Source organism: Nonomuraea thailandensis, from assembly GCF_024172165.1.
GTDB classification, from domain to species: domain Bacteria; phylum Actinomycetota; class Actinomycetes; order Streptosporangiales; family Streptosporangiaceae; genus Nonomuraea; species Nonomuraea thailandensis.
Genome location: NZ_JAMZEB010000002.1, coordinates 9,584,154 through 9,605,259, shown reverse-complemented (window position 1 = coordinate 9,605,259; position 21,106 = coordinate 9,584,154). Strand labels below are relative to the sequence as shown.

The window sequence follows — 21,106 nt, the reverse complement described above, 5'->3', positions numbered from 1 at the left end:
TTGCATCGATACAAAAGTCGACGGGGGCGGAAATAGTGCGCTTCTGGAAGGCCATCCTTGGTCTGGCCCGGAAGAAGTTCGTTGGGCCGCCTGTCGCCGTCGCGGCCATCGGCCTCGCCCTGGCGGCGTACTTCCTGATGCCGAGCCGATACGTCTCGACCGCCTCCATGGTCCTCACCGTGCCCGCCACCGGCGGCACCCTGGAGACCGAGCCGGCGAGCAAGCCCGGCCTGACCAACCCGCTGCTCCAGTTCAACGACGCGTTGCGGACCACCGCGGGCATCCTGATCCTGGCCACCAACACGATCGACGTCTACAAGGAGATCGGCGCGCCCGAGAGCGGGCCCACCGTCGTGACCATCAACGACGGCCGGACCAACCCCGACCTGCTGAGCATCAGCACCAACGGGCCCTTCATCTACGTCGAGGTGGAGGGCGACGACCCCGCCACGGTGCGGGAGGTCATGCGCAAGGCCCAGCTACGGGTGCGGCTGGAGCTGGCCAGGCGGCAGACGGCGCTGGACGCGCCGATCAGCACGCACATCGGGATCATGGACGTGATGCCGGCCTCGGGCCCCAGGGCCGCCCTCGGCGACCGCCTGCTCTACGCGGCCTTCGGCGGCGTGTTCGGCCTGATCGCCGGGATCGGGGTGGCGTACGGCGTCCAGCGGGTGCGCTGGGCACGCGCCCGGCCCGAGCCCGAGAACGAGCCCGAGAACGAGTCCCAGAACGAGCCCCAGAACGAGACCGGATCCGGCACAGGGCTCAGGCCCGAGCCGGAGATCTGGGCGGAGGTCGTCGCCGAGCAGCCGGGAGCGGAGAGCGAGCCGGGGGAGCATCCCGCGCAGGCGCTCAACGGCTCCCGGTCGCACCCGCCGGCCGCCGCCGCGGGCTTCCCCCTGACGGTGGAGGAGCTGGCCCAGGAGCAGACGGGACCGATCCAGGTGGTCAAGGACGACGACGAGCCGGCCGGGAGGAGCGAGGACGGCGACGGTCAGCTCGACTCGACGACCTGAGCGCACCTCCTGATGGCGGCCTGCCTGGCCTCCATCGGGGTGTGCGACTTGGCCGAGATCATCATCCCGACCGCCTCCGGCGGCAGCCGGTCGGCGAAGGCGACGGCCTGGGCCTCGTCCCACGGCTCGTGGTTGTAGCTCAGGTGGCAGATCGTGGTGTTGATCGGCGGGTCGGTCTTCAGCACCTCGTCCACGAAGACGCCGTACAGGATGAACTCCGAGACGTGCAGCTGCGCGTTGAACGCGTCGAGCCAGTCGCGGCCGGTCACCTGGGTGATCCGCCGCTGCATCGCCCGCACGATCTCGGGGTCCCAGAACGTCAGCGCCGTCACGTAGTCGGGCAGCGGCGGTGGCGGCGCCGGAGGCAGGCCGAGCAACTCGCGGGCCACCTGGTGCCAGATGACGTGCCGCTTCATCTCGGCCGTCACGCCGTTCTCCAGCCGGTACAGGCACAGCCGCCCGTCCCTGGTGAAGGACTCGGCGCTGGTCGGGCGGACCAGGACGGCGTCGGAGTCCACGATGAGCATGGCGTCGGCGTCGATCAGGCCCGCCGAGGCGATCTTGACGGTCTGCTGCATCACCCAGCCGCGCAGCGGCGGCCACGGGCGGCGGTAGTTGACGTACACGTCGGCGCCCGGCATGCGCAGGTACCTGCGCGGCAGCAGCTCCGAGCGCACCCACACGTGGCAGCGGGGCCCCTCGAACCCGGCGAACGCGTCGCGGTCGCCGGGCGGCACGAAGACGTGGTGGATGGTGTCCTCTGAGGTGTATTCGAGCACTGATCTGTGCAGGTCGGCGAACAGCTCGGCGTCCAGGGCGTAGGAAGGCGTGATGACCGCCAGCTTGCTCACGGATGACTCCCGTCGGGTCCGGTGATCTGGGAGCATCGCTCGATCGCCGCCATCCTGGCCGCCATGGGCGTCCCCGACTTGGCCGAGATCATCATTCCCACCGCGTCGTGAGGTAGCAGGTCGGCGAAGGCGATGGCTCCGGCAGGGTCGAGAGGGGTGCGATCCCACCGGCTGTGGCAGATCGCGGTGTTGACCGGAGGCGCGGCCCCGAGCACCTCGTCCACGAACACGCCGTAGACGATGAACTCCGAGACCCGCAGGTGCGAGATGAAGGCGGACAGCCAGTCACGCCCCGTCGACTCGGTGATCCGCCGCTGCATCTCGCGCACGACGGCCGGATCCCAGCACGCCAGCGAGCTGACGTAGTCCGGCAGGGGCAGCGGCGCGGGCCCCGGCAGGCCCAGCAGCTCGCGGGCCACCCGGTGCCAGGTGACGTGGTCGGTCATGAGCTCGTGCACGCCGCCGTCCATCCGGAACATGCAGACCTGACCGTCCTGGATGAACAGGTCGGGCGTGGCCTGGCGGACCAGGACCACGTCGGAGTCGGCGACCAGCACCACCTTCGCGTCGAGCCGCGCCGTCACCGCCACCTTCACGGCCTGCTGCGCCACCCAGCCGCGCAGCGGCGGCCACGGCCGTCCGGGATCGATCCACACGCCGGCCAGCGGCACCCGGACGATCCGGCGGGGCAGGATCTCGGCGTAGGTCCAGATCCTGCAGCGGGGCCCGGCGTACCGGGAGAACAGGCGGCGGTCGGAGTCGGGCACGACCACGTGGTGCACCGTGTCGTCGGAGGTGTGCGCGAGCACGGATCGGTGCAGGTGGGCGAAGAGCTCGGCGTCAGGGGCGTACGTGGGCGTGACCACGGCCAGTGCGCTCATGAAAACTGATCTCCGTCCCCCGCCGGGAGTGACGCCCCTCGTACTCCATATCGCCCCGTAATGGGTGGTGTTACAGGGTTTTGTGTAACGCTCCACACCAACCGGGCGACATGTATGAGGCGGGACTCGCGAGGGAGGGCGCGTGGATTTCTGGGGGACGCTCCTCGTCCTGTTTCGGCGATGGTACGTGGCCCTGCCCGCCTTCCTGGCGGCCGTCGGCGCCGCCTTCTACGCCTACTCCACGATCCCGGTCACCTACACCACGACCGCCGTCCTCGTGCTCACCGCGCCCACCAGCGGCGGCACCCTGCCGCCCGACCCCGACCAGCCCGTCCCCAGGGTCAACCCGCTGCTGAACTTCGACCACGGGCTCGACGTGGCCGCCTCCATCCTGATCAGCGTCATGAGCACGCCGGACATGGTGGCGGCCATGGGGGTCACGAGCGGCGGCCCCACCACGTACGCGGTCACGAACGGCACCAACAACCTGGAGTCGCTGGCCACGGGACCGCTGGTGTTCGTCGAGGGGGAGAGCCGGACGCCGGAGGAGGCCACGCGGATCGCGCGCAAGGCCATCGACCGCATCGAGCAGGAGCTGGACGTGCGCCAGCGGCAGGTGCAGGCGCCGAAGGGCACGTACATCACGATCAGCGAGGCCGTGCCGCCGACCACGCCGGCCCCCCAGCAGGGCAGGAAGCTGCGCTCCGCCGCCTCGGCGCTGGGCCTTGGGGTGATCGCCGCGCTGTGCGGGGCGTTCGCCGCGGAGAGCCTCTCAGGGCCGCTGAGCGGCGCTGTGGCGCGTCTGCGCAGGCGCGGGGAGCCGCCCGCTCGGGCACCGGAAGCGGTCCCCGAGAAGACGGGGGTCTAGGCGATGACCCTCAGGGGCCCGGGCGCGGGGGCGCCGCCGCCGCCCGGCCGCGCCGACGGGGCCACCGTGGCCGCGATCTTCGCGGCGGTGCTGCTCATCGTGCCCGCCCGCCTGGTGCTCAAGGCGCTGCCGCTCTCGCTCACCCCGGCCAACGTGGTGAGCCTGGGCGCGGCGTTGTTGTGGTTGTGCGCGCAGTTCACGCTCACGCTGGGGGCGGCCAAGGGGCGCAACCCCGTGCGCACGGCGCTGTTCGCCTACTTCACCTCGATGGTGGCCACCTACGGGTTCTCCACCTGGGGTTACATGGACTCGGACGAGCTGAACCTGAGCGATCACGCGTTCGTTCTGGTGATCGCCCTGGTCGGCATCGCGCTGACGGTCTGCGACGGGGTGCGCGACCGGCGGCGGCTGGACTTCCTGCTGCAGACGCTGGTGGTCGGCGGCGCGGTGATCTCCGTGATCGCGGCCTTCCAGTTCCTGCTGTCCATCGATCTGACCCGGTTCCTGGAGCTGCCGATCCTGCGCTACACCAGCGAGGGCGACTCGTTCGTGCTGGAGCGGGCGGACCTGCGCCGGGTGGCCGCGACCACGGGGCATCCCATCGAGTTCGGCGTCACCTGCGCCATCCTGCTGCCGCTGGCCGCGCACTACGCGAGCCAGGCGCGGCTGCGGGCCGAGCCCGCGCTGCGCTGGTGGGTGTGCACGGGGCTGATCGGGTGCGGCCTGATGTTCTCCGTGTCGCGCTCGGCCATGCTCAGCCTGGCCGTGGTGGGGGCGGTGCTGTTCGCGGGCTGGTCGTGGCGGCGGCGCGGATACACGCTGCTGATCGCCGCAGCCTTCCTGGTGGTCATCAGGATCACGGTGCCGGGCCTGCTCGGGGCGATCACGGGGCTCTTCTCCAACATCGGCAACGACGAGAGCATCCAGTACCGCACGCACGACTACGCCGTCGCGGCCCAGGAGATCGGCCGGCACTTCTGGCTCGGCCGCGGCCTGGGCACCTGGTACGCCCCCAAGCACCAGATCTTCGACAACCAGTACATCCTGTCGATGGTCGAGACCGGCCTGTTCGGCACCGTCACGTTCGCCGCGATCTTCGCGGTGGCCTGCTACGCCGCGCTGCGGGCCCGGCACCTCAGCGCCGACGCCGGCGACCGCGACCTCGGCCTGACCATCGCCGCCGTCATGCTGGTGCCGCTCGTCGGGTCGTTCACCTTCGACCTGCTGTCCTTCCACACCGTGACCGGCCTGGCGTTCGTCCTGGCCGGCGCGGCGGGCGCGCTGCTGCGCGCGGCCACGGCCGAGTCGGGTCAGCTCTCTCCCGCGCAGGCCAGCGGGCCGACGATCGAGGTGACCCGATAGTTCTCGTCGATGGTGACCAGCTCGTTGCCGGCCCACTCCGTCCTGGCGCACTCGGAGTCCACCGGCCCGTACACCCACGACTTGTCCACCAGCTTGTTGCCGCGCACCACCTGCCTGCCGCGCGCGTTGCGCACCTGGATGCTGTACGTGCCGCCCATGACGAGGTTGTCGGTCACCACCACGTCCCGCGACTTCTCGTCCACCAGGAAGACGGGCGCGGTGATGTCCTTGGCCTCCCGCTGGTCGACGGTGTTGTGGTGGAACAGCAGGCCCTTGCCGCCGTTGTAGGCCTGGATGCCGTCGGAGTGGTCGCCCGCCCGCGAGCAGAGCTTGACGTAGGAGTCGCGGATCTCCACGTCGTCGCCCGAGACGCGGAAGCCGTCGCTGTGCCCCTGCACCAGCACCCTGGTCGCCTTGTACTTGTCGTGGCCGATCCCGGGCAGCGGCTCGCACTTGCCCGTGGTGCCCACCGTGGAGTCGGTGATCGTGAACCGGAACGACTGCGGCCCGTCGGCGTTGATCACGTCGCCGTCGATCACGCTGTTCCTGATCGTCACGTCGTCGGCGTGGATCAGCAGGTGGCCGGGGACGTGCACGCCGTCGAGCACGGCGCCGGAAGTGCGCACGCGGAAGGCGACGTCCTCCGTGTTGAGCGCGACCTTGGTCAGCTCGGTCCCGCGCAGGGCGCCCGTGCAGGCGGGCGTCGGATGGTCGGGGCAGGAGGAGCCGTCGGACCGGACGATGGCGGGCGGAGGGGACGACGGGGCCGGCGAGGGCGCCGGATCGGCGGGGGCGGCCTGGCAGGCCACCGGTGTCATCGCCGCCACCAGGAGCATGAGGGCACGTGCGCGCATCGCCGCCACCTCTCAGGCGCCCAGCCTGGGCAGCAGCTCGGCCCAGGAGCCCGCGTCCAGGTCGCGCCGGCTGACCTCCGCCGCCGCGAGCGGCCAGGCTATCCGCAGGTCGGGATCGTCGTAGCGCACTGCCAGATCCTCGCCCGGATCGTGCTCCCTGTCGATGCGGTAGCACGTGTCGGCCTGCTCGGTGAGCGCCTGGAAGCCGTGCAGCAGGCCCGGGGGCACGTAGAGCGTGACGAAGTCCTCGTCGTCCAGGCGCACCGCCATGCTGCGGCCGAACGTGGGCGAGTGCGGCCTGGCGTCCACCAGCACGTCGTGGACCGCGCCCCGCGCGCACCGCACCAGCTTGGCCTCGCCCCTGCCGGAGCGCCCGTGCAGGCCGCGGATCACGCCCGTGCGGGACCTGGACTGGCTGTCCTGGATGAACGCGCAGGGGTCCAGGCCCGCGCCGGCGGCCACGGCCGCGTCGAAGGTCCTGGTGAACAGGCCGCGGCTGTCGCGGTGCGGCACGGGGGTGAACAGCAGCACCCCGTCGAGCTCGCCCTGCTCCACTTTCATGTCCGGTCCTTCCTGGAAGGCGTGCGATGAAGCCTGTGGTCAGTGTCGTGATTGCGGCGCACAACGAGGAGCCCGTCGTGCGGGCGGGGTTGGACCAGCTGCTCGCGGGGGCCGCGCCGGGGGAGTTCGACGTCGTCGTGGTGGCCAACGGCTGCTCCGACGGCACCGCGCGGGCCGCCGCCCGGCCGGGCGTGCGCGTGCTGGAGACGCCGGCCGCGGGCAAGGTCGGCGCGCTGCGCCTGGGCGACGCGGCCTGCCGCGCCTTTCCCCGCGTCTACCTGGACGCCGACGTGCGCCTCGACGCGGAGTCCGTCCGGCTGCTGGTCGAGGCGGCGGGCCGGCCGGGCGTGCTGGCCTGCGCGCCGGTGCCGGTGTGGGACCTGCGCGGCACCGGACCGGTGGTCCGGCGGGTGCACCGGGTGCACGACAGGCTCATCGCGCCCGTACGCGCGCTGGCCGGGGTCGGCGTGTACGTGCTGAACGAGCGGGGGCACGAGCGGGCCTTCCCGCTGCCCGACGTGATCTCGGACGACGGCTGGGTGGACGGCTGCTTCACCGGCTCCGAACGGGTCGTCGTGACCGAGGCCAGGTCCGTGGTGCGGCCGCCGCGCACGGTCAGGGCCCACCTGCGCAGGCGGGTCCGGGTGCGGCAGGGCAACCGGCAACTGGCCGCGCTCGGCAGGCCCGGCCGGGCGCTGCGGCTCGGCGCGCTCGGCCGGCTGGTGGCCGCGCGCGAGGTCGGGCCGCTCGACGCCGCCTGCTACCTGAGCGTGCTCGTGCTGGACCGGCTGCTGACCAGGCTGCGCCGCGGCCCGGCCGGTTGGGGCACCGACGCGGGCACCCGTCATCGCGACCCTACGGCGGCCTCGTAGGCCGCCGGCGTCTCCGCTGACGTCTCCGCCTTCATCGGGGCCTCATCGCGGCTTCGTAGGCCGCCAGGAGCGCCGTCCTGGAGTGTTCCCAGGACAGCGGCCCGGCCACGCGCTCGCGGCCGATCTCGCCCATCCGCCGCCGCTCGTCCGGGTCGTCCAGGAGCCGGGCGATCAGCTTGGCGAACTCCGACTCGTCGTTCGCGGGCGCGTACAGCGCCGCCTCGCCCGCGGACACGCGGGCCTCGCGTAACTCGAAGGAGACGATGGGTCTGGACATGGCCATGTACTCCATGACCTTGTTCATGGTCGAGACGTCGTTGAGCGGGTTGAGCGGGTCGGGCGACAGGCACACGTCGGCCGTGGAGAGGTAACGCATCAGGTCCTCGTCCGGGATCCGGCCGGTGAACTCGACGCAGTCGCCCAGGCCCAGCTCCCGCGAGAGCGCCACCATCGCGTCGAAGGTGTCGCCGCCGCCGACGAACACGGCGTGCCAGTCCGTCCTGCCGTGCTCGTCCCGCAACTTGGCCAGGCTGCGCAGCGCGTAGTCCACGCCGTCCTGCGGGCCCATCACGCCGAGGTAGCACAGCAGGTACGGCTTCCCGCGCCGCACCGACGCGTCGGGCGGCACCTGGTGGAACCGCTCGACCACGGGCGCGCTGCGCACCACGAACACGTCCTGCGGCCGCTTGCCGCCCCTGGTCAGCGCGATCTGACGGTAGCTCTCGTTGGTCGCGATGACGACGCGCGCCGCCCGGTACGTCAGCCGCTCCGCCATCAGCACCCCCCGGTACAGCAGGTCCCTGCCCCGCCCGAACCGCGACAGGTACAGCTCGGGCACCAGGTCGTGCTGGTCGAAGACGTACCGCGTGCCGCGCCGCCGCATGGCCAGCGCGACCAGGAAGAACAGGTCGGGCGGGTTGCAGCCGTGCACGACGTCGAAGCGTCCCAGCCTCCTGGCGATGCGGAAGGTGTGCCACAGCGCCGAGCCGTACTCCTGGACGAACCCGATCGGGCCGCCGGTGGCGGCGCGCAGCGGGTAGCGGTGGATGTGGACGCCGTCGATGACGACCTCCGCCTCGGTGTCCTGCCTGGCGCCCTTCGGGCAGATGACGTGCACCTCCCAACCGGCCTGGCGCAGGGCGGTGCTCTCCTGCCAGACCCGCCGGTCGAGCGGTACGGAGAGGTTCTCGACGAGGATGAGCGCTCTGCCAGCTCTACCAGCCAATGCCTGTGTAGTCCCTTCTGCCCCGGTGGGTTTCCGCGTCGGGAAGGCGTACGAGGTCGACGATCACGCGGTCGCCCGCGCGGGCCAGCGCCTCCAGCACCGGCGCGTCCTTGCACCCGACCACGCACACCTCGGCGTGCTCCAGCACCTCCTCCACCGAGTCGGCGAGCAGGTCGCCCAGGTGGGGCAGGCGCTCGGCGATGTAGGCCCTGTTGGCGCCGACGAGGCGCGACAGGGACACGTTGGCGTCGTAGATGCGCAGGTCGTAGCCCTTGCCGAGGAGCCGTTCCGCCAGCTCGACCAGCGGGCTCTCGCGCAGGTCGTCGGTGCCGGGCTTGAACGACAGGCCGAAGACGCCGATCCGGCGCCTGCCCGGCGCGGTGACCAGGTCGAAGGCGCGCTGCAGGTGGGCGTCGTTGGCGGGCAGCACGTGCGACAGCAGCGGGACGGACACGTCGGCCTTCCTGGCCGCGTAGACCAGGCCGCGCAGGTCCTTGGGCAGGCAGGAGCCGCCGAAGGCGAAGCCGGGCCGCAGGTAGGCCGGGCTGATGTTGAGCTTGCGGTCGGCCAGGAAGACGTCCATGACGCGGTGCGAGTCGAGCCCCATGGCCTGGCAGATGGCGCCGATCTCGTTGGCGAAGCCGATCTTCATGGCATGAAAGGCGTTGTCCGCATATTTCGTCATTTCGGCTACCGGGATGGGCACCCGGAAGACCTCGCCGGGCAGGCCCTCGTACAGGCCGGCCACCACGCTCCCCGAGGTCTCGTCCGACTCGCCGATCACCGTCTTGGGCGGCGCGAAGAAGTCGCGCACACTCGTGCCCTCGCGCAGGAACTCGGGGTTGACCGCCACCCCGAAGTCCACCCCCGCCCGCATGCCCGACGACAGCTCCAGGATCGGCACCAGCAGCTCGGCGCAGGTGCCGGGCAACATCGTGCTGCGGAAGACCACCACGTGCCCGGGCCGCAGCGCCCGGCCGATCTGCTCGGCCACCCGCTCCAGGTACGTCGTGGACAGGCTGCCGTTCGGCGCCGACGGGGTGCCCACGCAGACCAGCGACACCTCGCTGCCCGCGACCGCCTCGGCCGCGTCGGTGGTGGCCCGCAACAGGCCGTCGGCGGTCGTTCTCGCGATCAGCTCGCCGATGCGCTCCTCGACGATCGTCGCCTGCCCGTTGTTGATCAGATCGACCTTGTCCGGATTCACGTCCACGCCGGTCACCTGATGCCCCATGGAGGCCAGGCAGGCCGCCGAGACGCACCCCACGTAACCGAGCCCGAAGACACTGATCCGCATGAGCCGCCCTCCGTGTTGGACCGTCTAACGTGGACCGTCTTTGGAGGGCAGCGCGTGATTCCCCCCGCCTCCAAGGGATATGTCGGGCATGCGTATTGGAACGTTACCGACTTCTCGGTAAACGTCCGTTCCTTGCCATCTCCCTGGCCCGGGCGAGGGCCGTCACCGCGGCCCGGCGCAGCGGGTTGCGGGTCACGATCCCCTGGCACACCACGCTCTCGCCCGTCTTGGCCCGCCGCTTGTACTCGTCCTCGCCCCGGCCCAGGTCGATCCTGGAGACCCCGAGCGCCGGGGCGGCGGCGACCAGCTCGCGCAGCAGGATCCAGCCGGGAGAGAGCTTGGCCAGCTCCGGGTCGTAGACCGGGAACCACCAGTGCAGCACCCCGCCGGACCGCAGCCCGAAGTGCGCCGCCAGCAGCCGCGGCCCCGCGTGCACGGTGGACAGCACGCCGCCGAAGCCCGGGTCGCGGGTCTTCAGCAGGCTCTCCAGCAGCCGCACGCGCTCCGGCTCGGCGAAGTAGTCCTGCGCGCCGGTCGCGGCGTACTGGGCGCGCTTGAGCTCGATCACCCGCGCCAGCGCCTCCGCGTCGCAGGAGTCGGCCTCGAACCGCACCTCGCCGAGCTCCCGCGCGGCCCTGGCCAGCCGCCGCCTGGCCTGCCCCATGTTGTCCTTGCCGCTCTTGGAGGCGCGCCCCAGATAGCCGTCCAGCCCGCCGCTGACGTCCAGGTACGGCGACGGCCTGCGCGTGACCACCCACCGCTCGAACCCGGGCGCCTGCTCGATCAGATGGTCGAACGCGTAGCCGCCCGCGCCGTTCCCCAGCAGGTCCAGCGGCCGGAACGGGGCGCCCGCGGCCAGGATCGGCCCCTGGAAGTCGGCGCCGGGCCAGCCGACCGGCCGCAGCAGCCGCCCGTCCCTGTGGTGCGGCACGAACACGCCGTCGCCCACGGCCACGTGCACGGTACGCCCGGCGGCGTGCACGGCCGCGGAGAAGCCGGGATGGAAGTACGGGCTGTCGAGCGCCGGGTTGCCGGCCCGCAGCTCCTCCCAGGTGTCCAGCTCGCCCACGGTGAGCGCGTCGAAGCTCCTGACGTTCATTGGGGGAGCACCGTGACCCGCCGCGAGGGCCGCAGCAGCGCCGCCACGCTGGCCCTGGACGTACGCCGGCCCGCCAGCGCCCGCACGGCCTCACCCGCCAGCACGGCCAGGTAGTACGCCGTCCCCGGCACCGGCCCATGCCGCCGCCGGTACAGCCGGACCTTGTTCACCACGAGCATGGAGGCCAGCATCGGGTTCACCCCCGAGTCGCCGCCGATGTGCTCGATCACCGACGCGGGCTCGTACCAGGTGGCGTAGCCCAGGTCGGCGGCCCGCAGGCAGTAGTCCGTCTCCTCGCTGTAGAGCAGGAACGACTCGTCCCACGGCCCCACCTCGCGGATGACCTGGGGCGAGAGCAGCATGGCCGCCCCCGTCGCCCAGGCGAACGCGCCCGGCTCGGCGTAGTCGCGCGGATGGGTCACCAGCTCGCCCAGCTTGCCGATCCGCCCGGCCCGCCCGCCGCCGACCACGGCCTCGGCCAGCGCCCGGCCCACGGTCGGCATCCGGCGCAGCGACGGCTGCAACGTGCCGTCGGGATTGACCATGTACGGCACCGCGATGCCCCTGCCCGGCTCCCGCAGGGCGTCCAGCAGCGGCGCGATCGCGCCCGGGCGCAGGCGGCAGTCCGGGTTGAGCACGTAGACGCCGTCGAGGCGGTCCAGGTCGAGCGCGGCGATCCCGGCGTTGATCGCCGCCGCGTACCCGGCGTTCCTGCCCACCCGCACCAGGGTGACTCCTGCCTTCTCCGCGATGGCGGCGGAGTCGTCCTTGGAGGCGTTGTCGGCCACCACGACCTCGGCCAGCTCCACGCCCGCCGCGCCCGCGGGCAGCGAGTCGAGGCAGCCCGGCAGCACGTCGGCGCTGTTGTAGGTGACGATGACGACCGCGGCCCTGCGCATCAACGCACCCGCTTGTACAGCCGCATGCCCAGCTTGCCCGCCCGGCGGCCGAGCGAGGGCCCGCCCAGCACCCCGCCGATCCAGGAGGCGTCCAGGTCGTGCCTGAGGCTGTTGCGCGCCTGCAGCCAGGAGCCGGGCCGGGCCCTGCCGCCGTCGCTGGTGTACGCCCTGGTCACGCCGGCACGGCGTAACCGGCGCAGCACGCGCCTGTCGTACGAGCCGAACGGGATCGCCACCCGCGACACCGGCTCGCCGGTCAGCTCGCCGAGCACCTCGTGCGCCCGCTCCAGCTCCTCGGTGGCCTGGACCGCGCTGATCGTCCGCCAGTCGCGGTGCGCCCAGCCGTGCGAGCCGACCCGCATGCCCTTGCCGACCAGCTCGCGCACGCCGTCGGCGTCCAGCCTGCCCGGCTCGCCGAGCAGCCCGGCCAGCACGAAGAACTCCGCCTTGAGCCCGCGCTCCAGCAGCCGGGGGAGTGCGATCTCCACGTCGGAGGCGTTGCCGTCGTCGAAGGTGATGCGTACGTCCGGCCGGCCGGCCACCGCGTCCACCACCCGCTCGAACTGCTCGACCGACACCCACGTCGTGTCCTCGCCCCGATCCAGCTCCCGGGTCGTCTCTCCGATGCCGTGCACGGTCAGATTCGTCACCGCACGCATCCCGCCCCCTGATCAGAGTGCCGCCAGGAGTGATATCGCCTTCCGGGATGGACCGTTACATCTGCTTTGAATGCCATTCGACAGTTTTTGTGAGCCCTGCCGTCAAGGAGGTGACCGGCCGCCAGCCCAGGACCCGGGCGGCCGGCTCGACGTCCGAGCGTTGCGTGCGGTCCAGCGGCCTGGCCGCCACCGCCCCGTACACCGGGCGGGCCGGGCCGCCGACGAGGCCGGCGATCAGGTCGGCGGTGTGACGGATGGAGACGGGCTCGGGGGTGCCGATGTCCAGGACGTGACCGGCCGCCTCGCCGCTCGCCCCCGCCCTGACGAACGCGTCCACGACGTCCTCGACGTACACCCAGGTGACGAGCCTGGTGCCGGAGGTCAGCTCGGGCGACTCGCCGCGCAGCAGGGACGTCGTCACGTACGGCACCAGCCTGCGCGGGTTCGGCTCCCCGGGCCCGTAGACCATGGCCACGCGCAGCACCGACACCGGCACCTGCCACAGCGCGTGGTACATGCGGGCGTAGCCGGTCGCCGCCGCCTTGGCCGCCGCGTACGGCGAGCCGGGGGCCGCGCCGTCGCGCGGCTCCTCCACCGAGCCCGCCAGCACCACGCTGCGCACCCCGGTGCCGGTGACCGCCGTCAGCAGGTTCACCGCGGCGCCCAGACCGGAGGCCAGGGTCGGGGCCACGACCGCCGGCTCGCGGACCCCCGTGACCTCGCTGGCCAGGTGGAAGACCACCTCGGGGCGGACCCGCCCGACCAGCTCGGCGGTGGCCGCGGCGTCGCTCAGGTCCACCCGGTGCCACCGCTCCCGGTCCGTGCTCCCGCGGCTGACCGCGTGCACCTCCGCGCCCAGATCTTCGAGGCGCCGGACGAGATGAGCTCCGATGAAACCGGTCGCGCCCGTCACCAGGGCCCGCGTCCCCTGCCACATGCGGCCTGCCTTCAGTCGTGTTGTTCGGGTGCCGGTATGGGATCGCCCGTGTCGTGCCAGACGTTTCCCTCCGCGGCCCTGAGCTCCGACCGGGTGCTCAGCAGGATCGGGCAGTCGTGCGCCGAGTTGCGCCCGAACCGGTTGCCCGTCACGCGCTGGCCGGTCAGCGGGCGGCCCAGCGGCGTGTGGTCGATGTTGACGACGCAGCCGCCGCCGTCGAGATAGTTGCCCTCCACGCGCAGCTCGTCGGCCGAGGACTGCACGGCCGCGTTCGGGTCCTTCGTGGTGGACAGGTCGATCGTGTTGTGCCGCAGCGTGACGCCGGTCTGGTCGGCGAAGGCCTGCACGCCGTCGTTGTGCGTGGGCTCCCCGCCCTGGTCGGGGTCGCTGGCGAACCAGCCCAGGTCGTGGATCCAGGAGTCCTGGACGAGGGTGCCGGTGTGGGCCTTGATCCCGTCCACGGTGCCGCGGAACTCCGAGCGGTAGATCTCGGTGTGGGCGGCCCAGATGCCGTCGATCGAGGCGGAGGGGTGGGTGGGGTGGAACTCGGAGTCCTCCACCACGGTGCCGCGGGCGTGCTCGGTGTCGAGCAGCGGGCGTACGTCCTGGGTGGGGCCGCCGCGGAAGACGCACTTCCTGAACGTCACGTTACTGGCGGTCACCACGACGAACCCGTAGAAGACCTTCCCCTCGACGACCTCGCCGTCCTTGGCGAAGGTCCGGTCACCGGTGACCTCGGTGAGCGGGGTGCCGGGCGGCACACCGGTCGTGTCAGCGCCGGGAAAGCCCGCGGGGACCTGCGGGGCCGGCGTGCCGGCCGGGACGGAGGGCCTGATGGGCGACTCGGCCGCCTGCCGGCTCGGGGTCCCCAGCTCCTGCGCGGCGGCCACGACCAGTGCCAGGGCGGCGACCGCGGCTATGACATACCACCACGTCTTCGCCACCCCGGCATAGTCGCGAAAAATCAGCCGATGCGCCAGGTGTCGCCACCCAGCAGCAGCTCGCTCAGGTCACCGGGGCCCTTCTGCGCCACGGACTCCTCGAGCTGCTCGGACATCAGCGACTCGTACGAGGGCCGGTCCACGCTGCGGAAGATGCCGATCGGCACGTGCTCGAAGGCCGGCTCGTCGAGCCTGCTGAGCGCGAACGCCACCGACGGGTCGGGGTTGTGCGCGTCGTGCACGAGGATCTGGTCCTCGCTCACGCTGTCGCGGGCCACGACCTCGACGCCGCCGTTCGGGCCGCGCACGACGGCCTTGGAGGAGCTCACGATCGGCTGGCCGTGCTCCAGGCGCAGCGTGATGTCGTCGCGGACCTCGGGGTCCTTGAGCTGCTCGAAGGCGTTGTCGTTGAAGATGTTGCAGTTCTGGTAGATCTCGACCAGCGACGTGCCGCGGTGCGCGGTGGCCTCGCGCAGCACCGACTGCAGGTGCTTGCGGTCGGAGTCGATGGTCCTGGCCACGAACGACGCCTCGGCGCCGATGGCCAGCGAGATCGGGTTGAACGGCTTGTCCAGCGAGCCCATCGGCGTCGACTTGGTGATCTTGCCGACCTCGGAGGTGGGGGAGTACTGGCCCTTCGTCAGACCGTAGATCCTGTTGTTGAACAGCAGGATGTTCAGGTTGACGTTGCGGCGCAGCGCGTGGATCAGGTGGTTGCCGCCGATCGACAGCGCGTCGCCGTCACCCGTGATCACCCACACGCTCAGGTCGGGCCTGCTCGCCGCCAGCCCGGTGGCGATCGCCGGCGCCCGGCCGTGGATGGAGTGGAAACCGTAGGTGTTCAGGTAGTACGGGAACCGCGAGGAGCAGCCGATGCCCGAGACGAACACGATGTTCTCGCGCTTGAGCCCCAGCTCCGGCAGGAAGCTCTGCACCGCGGCCAGGATCGCGTAGTCACCGCAACCCGGGCACCAGCGCACCTCCTGGTCGGACTTGAAGTCCTTCAGGCCCTGCTTCACGTCGGTCTTCGGGACGAGCGACAGGCCCTTCCCGTTCACCAGCTCAGTCACTCTCGATCACGTCCTGGATGACTCCGGCCAGCTCCTCGGCCTTGAACGGGAGCCCGCGCACACGGTTGTAGCTGATCACGTCCACGAGGTACCTGGCCCGCAGCAGCAGGGCGAGCTGGCCGAGGTTGATCTCGGGCAGCAGCACCTTGTCGTAGCGCTTGAGGACCTCGCCGGTGTTGGCGGGCAGCGGGTTGAGGTGGCGCAGGTGGGCCTGGGCGACCTTGCCGCCCGCGCGCCTGATGCGCCGCACGGCGGCGGCGATCGGCCCGTACGTCGAGCCCCACCCGAGCACGAGCACCGTCGCGTCGCCGTCGGGGTCGTCCACCGCGAGGTCGGGGACGTCGATCCCGGCGATCTTGGCGGCCCGCGTGCGGACCATCAGGTCGTGGTTGTTCGGGTCGTAGGAGATGTTGCCGGTGCCGTCGGCCTTCTCGATGCCGCCGATGCGGTGCTCGAGCCCGGGCGTGCCGGGGATGGCCCACGGGCGGGCGAGCGTCTCGGTGTCACGCTTGTAGGGCAGGTATTCGCCGTCGGCGCCGTTCGGCTCAAGCGTGAATTCCTGCGAAATGTCGGGCAAGTCGGAAATTTCGGGCAGGCGCCAGGGCTCCGAGCCGTTGGCCAGGTAGCCGTCCGAGAGCAGGATGACCGGAGTGCGGTACTTGACCGCGATCCTGGCTGCCTCGACCGCCGCGTCGAAGCAGTCGCTCGGCGACATCGGCGCCACGATCGGCACCGGCGACTCGCCGTTGCGCCCGAACATGGCCATCAGCAGGTCCGTCTGCTCGGTCTTGGTCGGCATGCCCGTGCTCGGCCCCGCCCGCTGCACGTCCACGACGATCAACGGCAGCTCGGTCATGACCGCCAGACCGACCGTCTCACCCTTCAGCGCCACACCCGGACCGCTCGTCGTCGTCACGCCCAGCGCGCCGCCGAACGCGGCCCCGAGCGCCGCCCCGACGCCGGCGATCTCGTCCTCGGCCTGGAACGTGCGAATCCCGAACCGCTTGTGCTTGGACAACTCGTGCAGGATGTCGCTGGCCGGGGTGATCGGGTACGACCCCAGGAACAGCGGCAGCTTCGACTGCACGCTCGCGGCGATCAAACCGTAGGCCAGCGCCTGGTTACCGGAGATGTTGCGGTAGACGCCCGGTGCCAGCTGCGCGGGCTTGACCTCGTACGAGACCGAGAACGACTCGGTCGTCTCGCCGTAGTTCCAGCCTGCCTGGAAGGCCGCGATGTTCGCCTTGGCGAGATCGGGCTTCTTGGCGAACTTCTGCTCCAGGAACTTGATCGTCTGCTCGGTCGGCCGGTGGTAGAGCCACGACAGCAGGCCGAGGGCGAACATGTTCTTCGAACGCTCGGCGTCCTTCTTGGAAAGGTCGAAGCCCTCGAGTGCCTTGACGGTGAGCGAGGTCAGCGGCACGGCGTGCAGGCGCCACTCGCTGAGCGAGTCGTCCTCCAGCGGGTTGGCGGCGTAGCCGACCTTCTGGAGGTTGCGCTTGGTGAACTCGTCGATGTTCGCGATGATGTCCGCGCCCCTGGGCAGGTCTCCCAGGTTGGCCTTGAGCGCGGCGGGGTTCATGGCCACGAGCACGTTCGGCGCGTCGCCGGGCGTGAGGATGTCGTGGTCGGCGAAGTGCAACTGGAAACTCGACACGCCGGGCAGGGTGCCTGCGGGCGCGCGGATCTCCGCTGGGAAGTTGGGCAGAGTCGACAGGTCGTTGCCGAACTCCGCAGTGCCGGCGGTGAAACGGTCACCGGTCAGCTGCATGCCGTCGCCGGAGTCCCCAGCGAATCTGATGATCACGCGGTCGAGTTGCTGGACCTGCTTCGTCACAGCTCAGTCCTCCTCGACGCGCCAATGCGCGGTTGCTTCGGGCGCGTTCTCTGTTTCCATGCTAGATCCTCGGAAGGTCACGCGTTTGCATGCCGCGCAAAGCGGGTAAACGCGGTCGGAGTTCAGTCAGGGTGAGGTGCGAGAACGACGACACAGCCCGGACGCGAGCCTGCAGAGGTCTACATGCAGGCGGGCGAACAGGACGGTTCGGGTCACGAGCGCCAACTATACGTCCCCCCAACACGTGCGCTACGTCAGGGGCTGCTTACCCGGCAGCTCGTTCCCTGACCTGTACAGGCGTCCGGCCTGCATCCCCGCAGAGCCGTACAACTCAGGAACGGTCACGAAGGTGTAACCCTTCCCGCGCAACTGTTTGAGGATGTCCGGAACCGCGTCAACGGTTTCCCGATGAATGTCGTGCATGAGAATGATCGCACCTGGATGGGCTTCGCGCACGGTCCGGTCGGTGATGTCTTTCGCCTTGTCGCCGTCCTGATCCTTCGCGTCGACGCTCCAGGTGACCAGGGACAACCCCATCTCGCGGGCGACGTTGCACACCTGCTGGCTCACCGCCCCGTACGGCGGCCGCACCAGCTTCGGCGTCTGCCCGATGATCGCCGACACCGCGTCCCCGGTCTTGGCGATGGTCTCAGTGATTTTGCTGCTGCCCTGTTTCGACAGGTCCCGATGGGCCCAGGTGTGGTTCCCGACGAGATGGCCCTCCACGCTCATCCGCCGCAGCAGCGCCGGCTGCGCCATCGCGTTGCTGCCCACGGTGAAGAACGTGGCCCGCGCCCGCTCCTGCTTCAGCAGGTCGAGCAGCCGTCCCGTGTACGGCCCGGGCCCGTCGTCGAACGTCAGCGCCACGCACTTGACCCTGGCGCAGTCCACGCTCCCCGCCCGGTTGCTGACGGCGTCGGGGCTGTTCGCGGGGGCGAAGTCCGGGCTGTCGACGCTGCCGCCCCGAGCCTGCCGCGCGCTCTCCTGCGCCTGCCGCCCCAGCTTCGACAACAACGGCGTCACCTGCCCGGCCGGCACCGCCACGGCCACCCGGCCCAGCGAGCACGGCCCCACCTGGCAGTCGTCGAACTCGACCACGAGGTCCCCGTGGCGGTTGAACGCCATCGAGTCGAAGTCGTCGCCCCCGGCGGTCACGGCGTCGCGCTCGACCTGGTTCCCGCGCTCCTTGAGCCGCTCCCCGACCAGCTCCGCCAGCCGGACCAGCGCGGCGTGCTCGTCCAGCAGCCCGGTGGACCCGGTCGCCTGCCGGGTGCGGGGGTCGAACCAGAACGTGCGCGTGGAGTTGGCCCAGCGCTCGCCCTGGAACTCGCCGGTGCGCAGCCGCACCGCGACGGCCTCGGGGGAGGCGGCGGCCAGTTGCCAGTCCACGTTCAGCTCGGGGCGCGGGCTGACGGGCTCGACGCCGCGGTTCCTGGCCCTGAAGTCGCCCAGCTGCCGCTCGGCCTGGGCGCGCAGCTCGCGGTTGAGCGCGGTGGCGCCGGCGAACTCGGGGTAGTCGATGTGCACGTATCCGCTGCCCGGGGAGTCTCCCTCGGTCACTGTCCTGGTGGACAGGCCGATGACGGTCGCTGGGTCGACGAAGTCGATCGCCGTCGGCTCTGCGGGGACGACGACGTCCGGCTCTGGGGAGGCGGCGGCCAGAGCGCACCCTGAGGCCGAGAGGGCCAGCAGAGCGATTCCGGAGAAGAATCGCGATTTGTGCATGCCTGTCAGAGTATGGGGCCGATCTTACGATTTACCCCGATTTTGTGTGAAAGCTCCGGACACTTTGACCACACTGGGTACTCCGAGGGACGCGGGTTACCATCGCTTCATGGACGGCTACTACGAGTCCTACGTACTCGTCGCCGCGCTCCTGGCCATCGGCGTCGCCATCGTGGCCGGCGCCCTCTTCGCCAACCGCCTCCTCCGCCCCACCCGGCCCACCCCCGAGAAGCTGACCACGTACGAGTGCGGGGTCGATCCCGTGGGGGACGGCTGGGCGCAGTCTCAGGTGCGTTACTACGTCTTCACCTACCTGTACGTCGTCTTCGCCGTGGACGCCGTCTTCCTGTTCCCCTGGGCCACCGTCTTCGACGCGCCGGGCTACGGGATGACGACGCTGGTGGAGATGTTCGTGTTCCTGGGGTTCATCGCGCTGGGCATCCTGTACGCCTGGCGCAAACGGGTCCTCAGCTGGACGTAGTGGGCCGGCCGGAGGGCTGGCTATCTTGCTGTGCCATGTCCGCCTGCCCCGAGTGCGACCAGCCGCTCACTTCCGAGCCGCCCCATCCCGAGTGGTGCTCGTCCTGCGACTGGAACGTCGTCCGTTCCACGTCCTCCCGTGAGCTCCAGAAGGTCCGGTTCGCCCGCTTACAGGCCCGGCTGGTTCGCGGACTGCACGAAGACGTACTCCGCTCCCACCCCACGCCCTCCACCTCCACCGCGCCCTCCACCTCCGCTGCTCCCTTTCCCGCCCCCTCCGCCCGCGACCCTCGACCCGACCTCGCCCACCGCCCCCACCTCCATCTCGCCGCCGACCCCGGCTCCACCGCGGCCATCCGCAACACCGCCCCTACCGCCCCTACCGCCCCTACCGCTCCCCGCGGCATCGCCCGCGCCGTCGTCTACGCCCTCGCCCTCCTGACCCACCTCCTCACCCCGGCCTTTCTCATCCTCGGCATCTACCTCCTGACCCGCGGCGCCCTCTTCGCCGTCCTCCCGGCCCTCGTGGCACTCGACCTGGCCTGGCTCCTGCGTCCCCGCGCCGCCCCCTTTCCGCCGGACACCCGCCCCCTCACCAGAGAGACGGCCCCGCACCTGTTCGCCCTGCTCGACCGCATCGGCGCCGAGGTAGGCGCCCCGCGTACCGACGTGGTGGCCATCAGCGGCGAGGTGAACGCCTCATCCCGCACCTACGGCTGGCGCCGCCGCCCGGTGATCGAGATCGGCTACCCGATGTGGCTGATCCTCACCCCGCGGGAACGCGTCGGCCTGCTCGCCCACGAAATGGCCCATTCGAGCAACGGCGACAGCCGCCACGGCTTCGTCGTGGGCAGCGCGTTCCACTCTCTCGCCGTACTGGTCGACGTGACCCGCTTCGACTGGAAGGAAGGCGACGGCCTGGCCCGCCTCATCGCCGAATCCCTGCTCGCCGTGCTCGGCCTCCCCGTCCGCGGCCTCATGGCGGCGATGGAGCTCCTGCTCCACCGCACGTCCCAGCGCGCCGAGTACCGCGCCGACGAGCTGGGCGCCCGCGTCGCGGGCACATCCGCGATGATCTCGCTCCTGGACGCCTTGAACACCCGAGCGCTCTCCGCCTTCGGCTTCCTGGAGAGCAGCGCGCACACCGCCAAGCCCGAGAACCTGTGGACGGCCCTGCGCACCTCCGTCGCCGCCGTCCCCGCCTCGGAGCTGGAGCGCCGCCGCCGCGCCGCCCGCCTGGAGGAACTCCGGGTCGATAGCACCCACCCGCCCACGTACCTGCGGATGGAGTGGGTGGCCGCGTTGCCGTACCCGGAGGGCCGGGTGCAGGCCGGCGACGACTCACCGATCGACAAGGAACTCGAGACGGTCGCACTCCAGGTGGCCCAGACCATCAGAGAGAACGCCCAGTCAGCCCTCTACCGCTGATCGCCGAGCCCGCCCGAGCCCCCGCACGCCCACCCTCCTGTCCTCCGCGGCAGCCTGAGCCCCCTGCCCTTCCTCACGCGCCCAAGCTTCCGCCTTTCCTCGCCCGCCCCAGTTCTACCCTTTGCTTGATCATCCGAGCAGGAATCCCGATCACCCGTGATCCCTCGATTCCTTGATTTCTTCTTTCCTTTGCCTGACCTGTGATCCGCGCAAGAATGGCCATATGGCAGCAACGGATCTCCCG

At 71.0% G+C, this 21,106-nt stretch carries 21 protein-coding genes; 6 read left to right on the top strand and 15 right to left on the bottom strand.

What is annotated here, in order from left to right; genetic code table 11:
* Positions 1-35 precede the first annotated feature (35 nt).
* Entirely contained in the window at positions 36-1,016 is a 981-nt protein-coding gene (locus HD597_RS48160; protein WP_253753650.1) for a hypothetical protein, read from the top strand.
* Here HD597_RS48160 and HD597_RS48155 read toward each other — a convergent pair.
* Positions 995-1,867: a DUF6492 family protein gene (locus tag HD597_RS48155; RefSeq protein ID WP_253753648.1), complete on the bottom strand. Its 873-nt coding sequence runs from the start codon at positions 1,865-1,867 to the stop codon at positions 995-997. The genes HD597_RS48160 and HD597_RS48155 overlap by 22 nt on opposite strands.
* Positions 1,864-2,748, bottom strand: a complete 885-nt coding sequence (locus HD597_RS48150) for a DUF6492 family protein (RefSeq protein WP_253753646.1) — start codon at positions 2,746-2,748, stop codon at positions 1,864-1,866. The genes HD597_RS48155 and HD597_RS48150 overlap by 4 nt, the downstream gene beginning before the upstream one ends.
* A 142-nt stretch (positions 2,749-2,890) precedes the next feature.
* Between HD597_RS48150 and HD597_RS48145 the strand changes: the two genes are divergently transcribed.
* Entirely contained in the window at positions 2,891-3,616 is a 726-nt protein-coding gene (locus HD597_RS48145; protein WP_253753644.1) for a YveK family protein, read from the top strand.
* A 3-nt stretch (positions 3,617-3,619) separates the two neighbouring features.
* A complete protein-coding gene (locus HD597_RS48140; protein WP_253753642.1) occupies positions 3,620-4,978 on the top strand; it encodes an O-antigen ligase family protein in 1,359 nt (452 codons plus the stop codon).
* Here HD597_RS48140 and HD597_RS48135 read toward each other — a convergent pair.
* Entirely contained in the window at positions 4,927-5,832 is a 906-nt protein-coding gene (locus HD597_RS48135; RefSeq protein WP_253753640.1) for a right-handed parallel beta-helix repeat-containing protein, read from the bottom strand. The two genes, HD597_RS48140 and HD597_RS48135, sit on opposite strands and share 52 nt — an antisense overlap.
* A gap of 12 nt (positions 5,833-5,844) precedes the next feature.
* Positions 5,845-6,393 (bottom strand): dTDP-4-dehydrorhamnose 3,5-epimerase family protein, encoded by a 549-nt coding sequence (locus tag HD597_RS48130; protein ID WP_253753638.1) that lies wholly within the window; start codon positions 6,391-6,393, stop codon positions 5,845-5,847.
* Between the two features lie 26 nt (positions 6,394-6,419).
* Here HD597_RS48130 and HD597_RS48125 point away from each other — a divergent pair, with 26 nt between their 5' ends.
* The gene (locus tag HD597_RS48125) at positions 6,420-7,265 is read left to right on the top strand and encodes a glycosyltransferase family 2 protein (protein WP_253753636.1); all 846 of its coding nucleotides are present in this window, start codon (positions 6,420-6,422) and stop codon (positions 7,263-7,265) included.
* Positions 7,266-7,296: 31 nt separating this feature from the next.
* On the opposite strand, the gene HD597_RS48120 is transcribed toward HD597_RS48125, so the two are convergent.
* The 11 genes from HD597_RS48120 to HD597_RS48075 all read right to left on the bottom strand — a co-directional run bounded on the left by HD597_RS48120 (position 7,297) and on the right by HD597_RS48075 (position 18,954).
* Positions 7,297-8,490, bottom strand: a complete 1,194-nt coding sequence (locus HD597_RS48120) for a glycosyltransferase family 4 protein (protein ID WP_253753634.1) — start codon at positions 8,488-8,490, stop codon at positions 7,297-7,299.
* The gene (locus HD597_RS48115; RefSeq protein ID WP_253753632.1) at positions 8,480-9,787 is read right to left on the bottom strand and encodes a nucleotide sugar dehydrogenase; all 1,308 of its coding nucleotides are present in this window, start codon (positions 9,785-9,787) and stop codon (positions 8,480-8,482) included. Before HD597_RS48115 ends, HD597_RS48120 begins: the two co-directional genes overlap by 11 nt.
* 103 nt (positions 9,788-9,890) lie before the next feature.
* Positions 9,891-10,886: a GNAT family N-acetyltransferase gene (locus HD597_RS48110; RefSeq protein WP_253753630.1), complete on the bottom strand. Its 996-nt coding sequence runs from the start codon at positions 10,884-10,886 to the stop codon at positions 9,891-9,893.
* Positions 10,883-11,785 carry a glycosyltransferase family 2 protein gene (locus tag HD597_RS48105; protein WP_253753628.1) on the bottom strand — a complete coding sequence of 301 codons (903 nt, stop codon included), beginning with the start codon at positions 11,783-11,785 and terminating at the stop codon, positions 10,883-10,885. The genes HD597_RS48110 and HD597_RS48105 overlap by 4 nt, the downstream gene beginning before the upstream one ends.
* A complete protein-coding gene (locus HD597_RS48100; protein ID WP_253753626.1) occupies positions 11,785-12,444 on the bottom strand; it encodes a polysaccharide deacetylase family protein in 660 nt (219 codons plus the stop codon). The genes HD597_RS48105 and HD597_RS48100 overlap by 1 nt, the downstream gene beginning before the upstream one ends.
* A 55-nt stretch (positions 12,445-12,499) precedes the next feature.
* Positions 12,500-13,381, bottom strand: coding sequence for an NAD-dependent epimerase/dehydratase family protein (locus HD597_RS48095; RefSeq protein ID WP_253753623.1), 882 nt, complete (start codon positions 13,379-13,381; stop codon positions 12,500-12,502).
* Positions 13,382-13,392: 11 nt separating this feature from the next.
* A complete protein-coding gene (locus tag HD597_RS48090; protein WP_253753621.1) occupies positions 13,393-14,325 on the bottom strand; it encodes a hypothetical protein in 933 nt (310 codons plus the stop codon).
* A 20-nt stretch (positions 14,326-14,345) separates the two neighbouring features.
* A complete protein-coding gene (locus HD597_RS48085; protein WP_253753619.1) occupies positions 14,346-15,392 on the bottom strand; it encodes a 2-oxoacid:ferredoxin oxidoreductase subunit beta in 1,047 nt (348 codons plus the stop codon).
* Positions 15,385-17,229: a 2-oxoacid:acceptor oxidoreductase subunit alpha gene (locus HD597_RS48080; protein WP_253753617.1), complete on the bottom strand. Its 1,845-nt coding sequence runs from the start codon at positions 17,227-17,229 to the stop codon at positions 15,385-15,387. The genes HD597_RS48085 and HD597_RS48080 overlap by 8 nt, the downstream gene beginning before the upstream one ends.
* A gap of 126 nt (positions 17,230-17,355) precedes the next feature.
* The gene (locus HD597_RS67095) at positions 17,356-17,445 is read right to left on the bottom strand and encodes a putative leader peptide (RefSeq protein ID WP_350669203.1); all 90 of its coding nucleotides are present in this window, start codon (positions 17,443-17,445) and stop codon (positions 17,356-17,358) included.
* 33 nt (positions 17,446-17,478) lie between these two features.
* A complete protein-coding gene (locus HD597_RS48075) occupies positions 17,479-18,954 on the bottom strand; it encodes a polysaccharide deacetylase family protein (protein WP_253753615.1) in 1,476 nt (491 codons plus the stop codon).
* Between the two features lie 109 nt (positions 18,955-19,063).
* On the opposite strand from HD597_RS48075, the gene HD597_RS48070 reads away from it, so the two are divergent.
* Positions 19,064-19,435: an NADH-quinone oxidoreductase subunit A gene (locus tag HD597_RS48070; RefSeq protein ID WP_253753613.1), complete on the top strand. Its 372-nt coding sequence runs from the start codon at positions 19,064-19,066 to the stop codon at positions 19,433-19,435.
* A 35-nt stretch (positions 19,436-19,470) separates the two neighbouring features.
* Entirely contained in the window at positions 19,471-20,862 is a 1,392-nt protein-coding gene (locus tag HD597_RS48065; protein ID WP_253753611.1) for a M48 family metallopeptidase, read from the top strand.
* Positions 20,863-21,106: the final 244 nt, after the last annotated feature.